The sequence below is a fragment of the Streptomyces sp. NPDC087440 genome, from assembly GCF_044744005.1.
Classification (GTDB): domain Bacteria; phylum Actinomycetota; class Actinomycetes; order Streptomycetales; family Streptomycetaceae; genus Streptomyces.
In genome coordinates this window covers 42,589-49,006 of the sequence record NZ_JBIUXN010000030.1, presented here as the reverse complement: position 1 = coordinate 49,006, position 6,418 = coordinate 42,589, and the positions used below count along the sequence as shown (strand labels likewise).

Annotated in this window: 7 protein-coding genes; 3 read left to right on the top strand and 4 right to left on the bottom strand. The window is 69.3% G+C overall.

Annotated features, from left to right (window positions below):
* Window positions 1-144: 144 nt before the first annotated feature.
* The gene (locus ACIO3O_RS38750) at window positions 145-420 is read right to left on the bottom strand and encodes a GlsB/YeaQ/YmgE family stress response membrane protein (RefSeq protein ID WP_401754334.1); all 276 of its coding nucleotides are present in this window, start codon (window positions 418-420) and stop codon (window positions 145-147) included.
* 210 nt (window positions 421-630) lie between these two features.
* Here ACIO3O_RS38750 and ACIO3O_RS38745 point away from each other — a divergent pair, with 210 nt between their 5' ends.
* Both ACIO3O_RS38745 and ACIO3O_RS38740 read left to right on the top strand, forming a co-directional pair.
* Window positions 631-1,035 carry a DUF3099 domain-containing protein gene (locus tag ACIO3O_RS38745; RefSeq protein WP_401754331.1) on the top strand — a complete coding sequence of 135 codons (405 nt, stop codon included), beginning with the start codon at window positions 631-633 and terminating at the stop codon, window positions 1,033-1,035.
* A gap of 175 nt (window positions 1,036-1,210) precedes the next feature.
* Window positions 1,211-1,432 (top strand): hypothetical protein, encoded by a 222-nt coding sequence (locus ACIO3O_RS38740; protein WP_401754328.1) that lies wholly within the window; start codon window positions 1,211-1,213, stop codon window positions 1,430-1,432.
* Between the two features lie 19 nt (window positions 1,433-1,451).
* Here the strand turns inward: ACIO3O_RS38740 and moaA are convergent, their stop codons facing one another.
* The 3 genes from moaA to ACIO3O_RS38725 all read right to left on the bottom strand — a co-directional run bounded on the left by moaA (window position 1,452) and on the right by ACIO3O_RS38725 (window position 4,594).
* Window positions 1,452-2,441 (bottom strand): GTP 3',8-cyclase MoaA, encoded by a 990-nt coding sequence (moaA, locus tag ACIO3O_RS38735; protein ID WP_401754325.1) that lies wholly within the window; start codon window positions 2,439-2,441, stop codon window positions 1,452-1,454.
* Window positions 2,442-2,597: 156 nt separating this feature from the next.
* Window positions 2,598-4,232 (bottom strand): cation acetate symporter, encoded by a 1,635-nt coding sequence (locus ACIO3O_RS38730; protein WP_401754322.1) that lies wholly within the window; start codon window positions 4,230-4,232, stop codon window positions 2,598-2,600.
* Window positions 4,229-4,594 carry a DUF485 domain-containing protein gene (locus ACIO3O_RS38725; protein WP_401754319.1) on the bottom strand — a complete coding sequence of 122 codons (366 nt, stop codon included), beginning with the start codon at window positions 4,592-4,594 and terminating at the stop codon, window positions 4,229-4,231. Before ACIO3O_RS38725 ends, ACIO3O_RS38730 begins: the two co-directional genes overlap by 4 nt.
* Window positions 4,595-4,834: 240 nt before the next feature.
* Here ACIO3O_RS38725 and ACIO3O_RS38720 point away from each other — a divergent pair, with 240 nt between their 5' ends.
* A complete protein-coding gene (locus tag ACIO3O_RS38720) occupies window positions 4,835-6,376 on the top strand; it encodes a S8 family peptidase (protein WP_401754316.1) in 1,542 nt (513 codons plus the stop codon).
* Window positions 6,377-6,418 lie beyond the last annotated feature (42 nt).

Here is a 6,418-nt window from a genome sequence, read left to right as displayed (position 1 = left end):
GGGGGTTTTGCCCTCCCACTCACAATCACCCCCGGGGGGGGGCTCTCGCGGTGGCCCGGGCGCCCCCGCCCCCCCCCCCCCCCCCGGGGGGCCCCCCCCCCCCCCCCCGGGGGGGGGGGCCCCCGCCGCCGTTGTACGCGCCGCTCAGGCGCGGCTTCTGTTGCCCCGGAGCATGACGTACAGCCAGTCCCCCACGCCGACCACGGCCACCGCGCCGATCAGCTGGAAGATGTGCCGGCCCCAGTCGACGCCCCGGGTCTCGTTGATCCCGAAACGGGCGGCGATCCAGTTGCCGACCACGGCTCCGATCATGCCGAAGATCGTCGTCAGCCAGAGCGGGATCTGCTGCTTGCCCGGGATGATCGCCTTCGCGATCAGACCGAGCACCAGTCCCACGATGATTGCCCACAACCAACTCATGTCGCCTCCTCGTACGGGCGCGGATGTGCGCTGCGATCAAGTCTGGGCGGATACCCCGTACGGCGCATGTCGGACACCGCCGTACGGGGGAGGCATGGTCGGCTTTGCCCAGACTGTACGGGCCCCGCTCTGCCGCCTGTCGGAGGGCGGGCGTACCGTGGAGGAATCCGGGCCGGGGAGCGCCCGGCGCAGGAATCGGGTGGTGGAATCGTGGTGCGGAAGCTGCGCGGGGCCGAGGTCGTACGGATCACCGGAGCCCGCCAGGGCCTCGCGGAGGACGTGCGGGGCAGGCAGCGTCGGTACGTCATCTCGATGTCGGTCAGGACGGTCGCGGTCATCCTCGCTGCCGTGCTGTGGAACGTGGAACGTCATGTGGCGATCGTGGCGCTGGCGCTGGGCGTGCTGCTGCCGTACGTCGCCGTGGTGATCGCCAACGGCGGCCGGGAGAACGCGAAGCCCCTGCCCAGCACCTTCGTGCCCGCCCCGGTGCGGCCCGCGATCGGGCCGCCGCTGGAGGGCACCGTGATGGGGCCCGACGAGGGCCCGTTCCGGGGCACGGGGAGCGCTTCGGAGGCCGCGGGTTCGGTCAACGAGCCCCGGGGACGGACTACTTAGCTCCACCCAAGCTCAAGAAAAGCTCAGATCAATCATGACGTTCCGGTGCACCGCACCCCGTACCCCGTGACATACTTCGTAGGCGCTCCGCATCCCCCGTCGGAGCGACGGACCGACGCCGGGCAGCTCCCCCCGTGGCTGCTCGGCGTCGCCTTTTTGTTTTGGGAATGTTTTTGTGAGCGAAGAGAACCCCGTCTGTTCCGCCAAGGGCTGCCGTGTCGACGCGGTCTGGGTGCTGGCCTGGAACAACCCGAAGCTGCACACTCCGGAGCGCCGCAAGACGTGGCTGGCCTGCGAGGAGCACCGGGAGCACCTGTCGCAGTTCCTCGGGGTACGGGGATTCCTGAAGGACGTCGTGCCGCTGGCCGACTGGGAAGCCCCCGAGCAGCAGGCGTAGCCCCTGTCCGGCGGGCCGCTCAGCCGCCGATCGCCGACATCGGGCGGTCCGGCTGGAGGAAGGTCGGGTCGTCGAGGCCCGAGCCCGCCTTCTTGCCCCACATGGCGACCTTCCACAGCTCCGCGATCTCCTGGTCCGTGGCGTCCGAGCGCAGGGCGGAGCGCAGGTCGGACTCCTCACGGGCGAAGAGGCAGGTGCGGACCTGGCCGTCGGCGGTGAGCCGGGTGCGGTCGCAGGCGCCGCAGAACGGGCGGGTGACGGAGGCGATGACGCCGACCCGGTGCGGGCCGCCGTCGACCGTCCAGCGCTCGGCGGGCGCGGAGCCGCGCTCGGTGTCGCCCTCCTCGGTGAGGGTGAAGCGGGTGCGCAGGGACTGCAGGATGTCCCCGGCGGTGATCATGCCGTCGCGCTTCCAGCCGTGCTGGGCATCGAGCGGCATCTGCTCGATGAAGCGCAGCTCGTAGTCGTTGGCCACGGCCCAGGCGAGGAGGTCGGGGGCCTCGTCGTCATTGAGGCCGGGCATCAGGACGGCGTTGACCTTGACCGGGGTGAGTCCGGCTTCGCGGGCGGCGGCCATGCCGTCCAGGACGTCCTGGTGGCGGTCGCGGCGGGTGAGGGTCTTGAAGACGTCGGGGCGCAGCGTGTCCAAAGAGACGTTGACCCGGTCGAGCCCGGCGGCCTTGAGGGCGGTGGCGGTGCGCTTGAGGCCGATGCCGTTGGTGGTCAGCGACATCTTGGGGCGGGGCGTGAGGGCGGCGCAGCGCTCGACGATCCCGACCAGGCCGGGGCGGAGCAGCGGTTCGCCGCCGGTGAAGCGGATCTCGGTGATGCCCAGTTCGGTGACGGCGATGCGGATCAGCCGGACGATCTCGTCGTCGGAGAGCAGCTCCTGCTTGCCGAGCCACTGGAGGCCCTCTTCCGGCATGCAGTAGGTGCAGCGCAGATTGCACTTGTCCGTCAGTGAGACGCGCAGGTCGGTGGCGACCCGGCCAAAGGTGTCGATGAGCACTGTGGGCCCCCTCCCCGATGGGTGACTGGTGCCTTCGACACTACGCGACGGCACTGACAACGCCTGAGGGCCGATTGCCACGAGTCGCGGCAGGGCCGCGTCGTAGAGTCCTACGACGCGGCCCTGGAGGTTCGTACGGGTACGGACCGTGACCGGTCAGTGGGCTCCGGTGCCGGTGAGGGACTTGACCTCCAGCTCGGCGTACTTGCCCTTGTTCGGCTCCTCCTTGGAGAGGAGCGAGCCGAGCCAGCCGAGCAGGAAGCCCAGCGGGATCGAGATCAGGCCGGGGTTCTCCAGCGGGAACCAGGCGAAGTCGACGCCCTTGAACATCGAGGTCGGCTTGCCGGAGACGACCGGCGAGAACAGCACCAGGAAGACCGCCGCGAACAGGCCGCCGTAGATCGACCACAGGGCGCCCTGGGTGGTGAAGCGCTTCCAGAAGAGGCTGTAGAGGATCGTCGGCAGGTTGGCGGACGCGGCGACCGCGAAGGCGAGGGCGACGAGACCGGCGACGTTGAGGTCGCGGGCGAGGGCGCCGAGCGCGATGGAGACGATGCCGATGAGGACGGTGGCCCAGCGGGCGGCCCGCATCTCCTCCTTCTCGGTCGCCTTGCCGCGCCGGATGACGTTCGCGTAGATGTCGTGCGCGAACGAGGACGACGAGGCGAGGGTGAGGCCCGCGACGACCGCGAGGATTGTGGCGAAGGCGACGGCGGAGATGACGGCGAGGAGGATCGCGCCGCCGGTGGAGCCGGAGCCGCCGCCGATTTCGAGGGCGGCGAGCGGGGCCGCGGTGTTGCCCGCCTTGTTGGAGGCGGTGATGTCGCCCGGCTTGAGGAGGGCGGCGGCGCCGAAGCCCAGGACGATCGTCATCAGGTAGAAGGCGCCGATGATGCCGATGGCCCAGTTGACGGACTTCCGGGCGGCCTGCGCGGTGGGGACGGTGTAGAAGCGGATCAGGATGTGCGGCAGTCCGGCCGTGCCGAGCACCAGGGCGATGCCCAGGGAGAGGAAGTCCAGCTTGGACATCGCGCTGGCGCCGTACTTGAGGCCGGGCTCCAGGAAGCCCTCCTTGCCGCTGTTGGTGGCGGCCGCACCGAGCAGTTCGGAGACGTTGAAGTTGAACTTCAGCAGGATCAGGAAGGTGATCAGCAGGGTGCCCGCGATGAGCAGGACGGCCTTGACCATCTGCACCCAGGTGGTGCCCTTCATGCCGCCGATGGTGACGTACACGATCATCAGGACGCCGACCAGGGCGACGATGGCGATCTTGCCGCCGTCGCTGGTGATACCGAGCAGCAGGGAGACCAGCACACCGGCGCCGGCCATCTGCGCGAGCAGGTAGAAGATCGACACGACGATCGTCGAGGTGCCCGCCGCGGTGCGCACCGGGCGCTGCTTCATGCGGTACGCCAGGACGTCGCCCATCGTGTACCGGCCGGAGTTGCGCAGCGGTTCGGCGACCAGCAGCAGGGCGACCAGCCAGGCGACCAGGAAGCCGATGGAGTACAGGAAGCCGTCGTAGCCGAAGAGGGCGATGGACCCGGCGATGCCCAGGAAGGAGGCGGCGGACATGTAGTCGCCGGAGATCGCCAGGCCGTTCTGGAAGCCGGTGAACTGGCGGCCGCCCGCGTAGAAGTCGGCGGCGCTCTTGGTCTGCCGTCCGGCCCAGACGGTGATGCCGAGGGTGGCGACGACGAACAGGGCGAAGAGGGTGATGATCAGCGTGCGGTGCTCGCTCGCACCCTCGCCCGCGGCGAACTGCCAGCCAAGGTTGTCGAGAGTGGTCATTCTCCGGCCTCCAGGCGGGACTTGATCGCTGCGGCCTTCGGGTCCAGCTTGGTCGCCGCGTGCCGCGAGTAGAACCACGCGATGAGGAAGGTGGTCAGGAACTGGGCGAGTCCGAAGACGAGGGCGACGTTGATGTTGCCGAAGAGCTTGGTGCCCATGAAGCCGCCGGCGTAGTTCGACATCAGTACGTACAGCAGGTACCAGGCGATGAAGGCGACGGTCAGGGGGAAGGCGAACGAGCGATGGGCCCGGCGCAGTTCGCCGAATTCCGCGCTCTCCTGCACCGCGACGAACTGCTCCGTCGTGGGCCCGGGGGGCTGGGTTTCCGGGCCGCCCTGGGGCGGTGGTGCATCGGTGGTCACGGAATCTCCTCGCGACGCGGTCGGAATGGAGGGGGTCAAGGGGACCTCACTGGACGGGGGCGGACGGCTTGCCTCCCCCTGTCAACGGCACGGCGCGCGGGGCGTCTCGGTTCAACGGACGCGTTTTCTTTTCCGAACTCATTGATTGCACCCGTTGATCAGCGATAGCTTCGCTGGTCATGTACCCGTCCAACCGCGGTTCTGCGGTAGGACGTTCGGCACGGATGATGTGGAGATCCCATGGCTCATCTGGGAAGCAGACGGTCTCGCGTACTGGCCCTGCCCGTCGGGCTGGCCCTGACCGCCTCTCTCGGAGTGCTCCCGCTGGCTTCGGCCAACGCGGCGCCCCTGGAGGCCGCGCCCGCGGCAGCCCCCGCGGCGGACGGCCCCAAGCTGTCGTACGTCGTCAACATCGAGGGCGGCAAGTCGACGGCCTCGTCGGTCAAGAAGGCGATAGCCAAGGCCGGCGGCACCGTCGTGATCTCGTACGACAAGATAGGCGTCATCGTCGTCACCTCCCAGAACCCCGAGTTCGGGAAGCAGATCCGCAAGGTGCGCGGTGTCGAGTCGGCCGGTGCCACCCGCACCGCGCCGATCAAGTCGGCGTCGACCACCGACGTCGGCGGCACGAAGGTGCTGACCGAGGCCGAGGCGAAGACCGCGGCGAGCCTGGCCAAGAAGGCCGACGTCGCCCAGGACCCGCTGGAGCCGCTGCTCTGGGGCCTCCCGGCGATCCGCGCCGACAAGGCGCACCAGAAGACCCTGGGTTCCAAGAAGGTCAACGTCACCGTCATCGACACGGGCGTGGACGACACCCACCCGGACCTGGCGCCCAACTTCGACGCGGCGGGCTCCGCCAACTGCGTCGGCGGCGTGGCGAACACGACGCCGGGCACCTGGCGTCCGCAGGCCGGCGAGTCCGACCACGGCACCCACGTGGCGGGCACCATCGCCGCTGCGAAGAACGGCGTCGGCGTCACCGGTGTCGCGCCGAACGTCCGGGTCTCCGGCATCAAGGTCGCCGACGCCAGCGGCGAGTTCTACACCGAGGCCGTCGTCTGCGCCTTCGTGTACGCCGCCGACCACGGCGCGGACATCACGAACAACAGCTACTTCACCGACCCGTGGATGTTCAACTGCAAGGACGACCCGGACCAGGGCGCCCTCGTGGAGGCCGTCGACCGCGCCAGCCGGTACGCCTGGAACAAGGGCACGATCTCCGTGGCCTCGGCGGGCAACTCGAACTACGACCTGGACTCCAAGGAGATCCAGGACGCGTCGAGCCCCAACGACGGGACGCCGGTGCCGCGCACCATCGACCCGAAGAAGTGCCTCGACATCCCGATGCAGCTGGACGACGTGATCACGGTCTCCGCCACCGGTGCGAAGAACCTGAAGTCCTCGTACTCCAGCTACGGCAAGGGCGTCGTGGACGTGGCGGCTCCCGGCGGCGACTCCACCGCCTACCAGGAGCCGGAGGGCCCGGCGGTCAGCGGCGGCATCCTCTCGACGCTGCCGGGCGGCAAGTACGGCTACAAGAACGGCACCTCGATGGCGTCCCCGCACGTCTCGGGCGTCCTCGCGCTGCTGAAGTCGACGCACCCGAAGGCCACTCCGGCGCAGCTGGAGCGGCTGCTGACGTCGCAGGCGGAGTCCACCGCGTGCGGTGAGCCGTACGACATCAACAAGGACGGCAAGATCGACGCCGTCTGCAAGGGCGGGGTGAACGACAACGGCTTCTACGGGGCCGGGATCATCGACGCCCTGCGTGCTGTGCGCTAGGTGACGCTGCGCTTCAGGTGAAACGGTGAGGGGTGCGGGGCC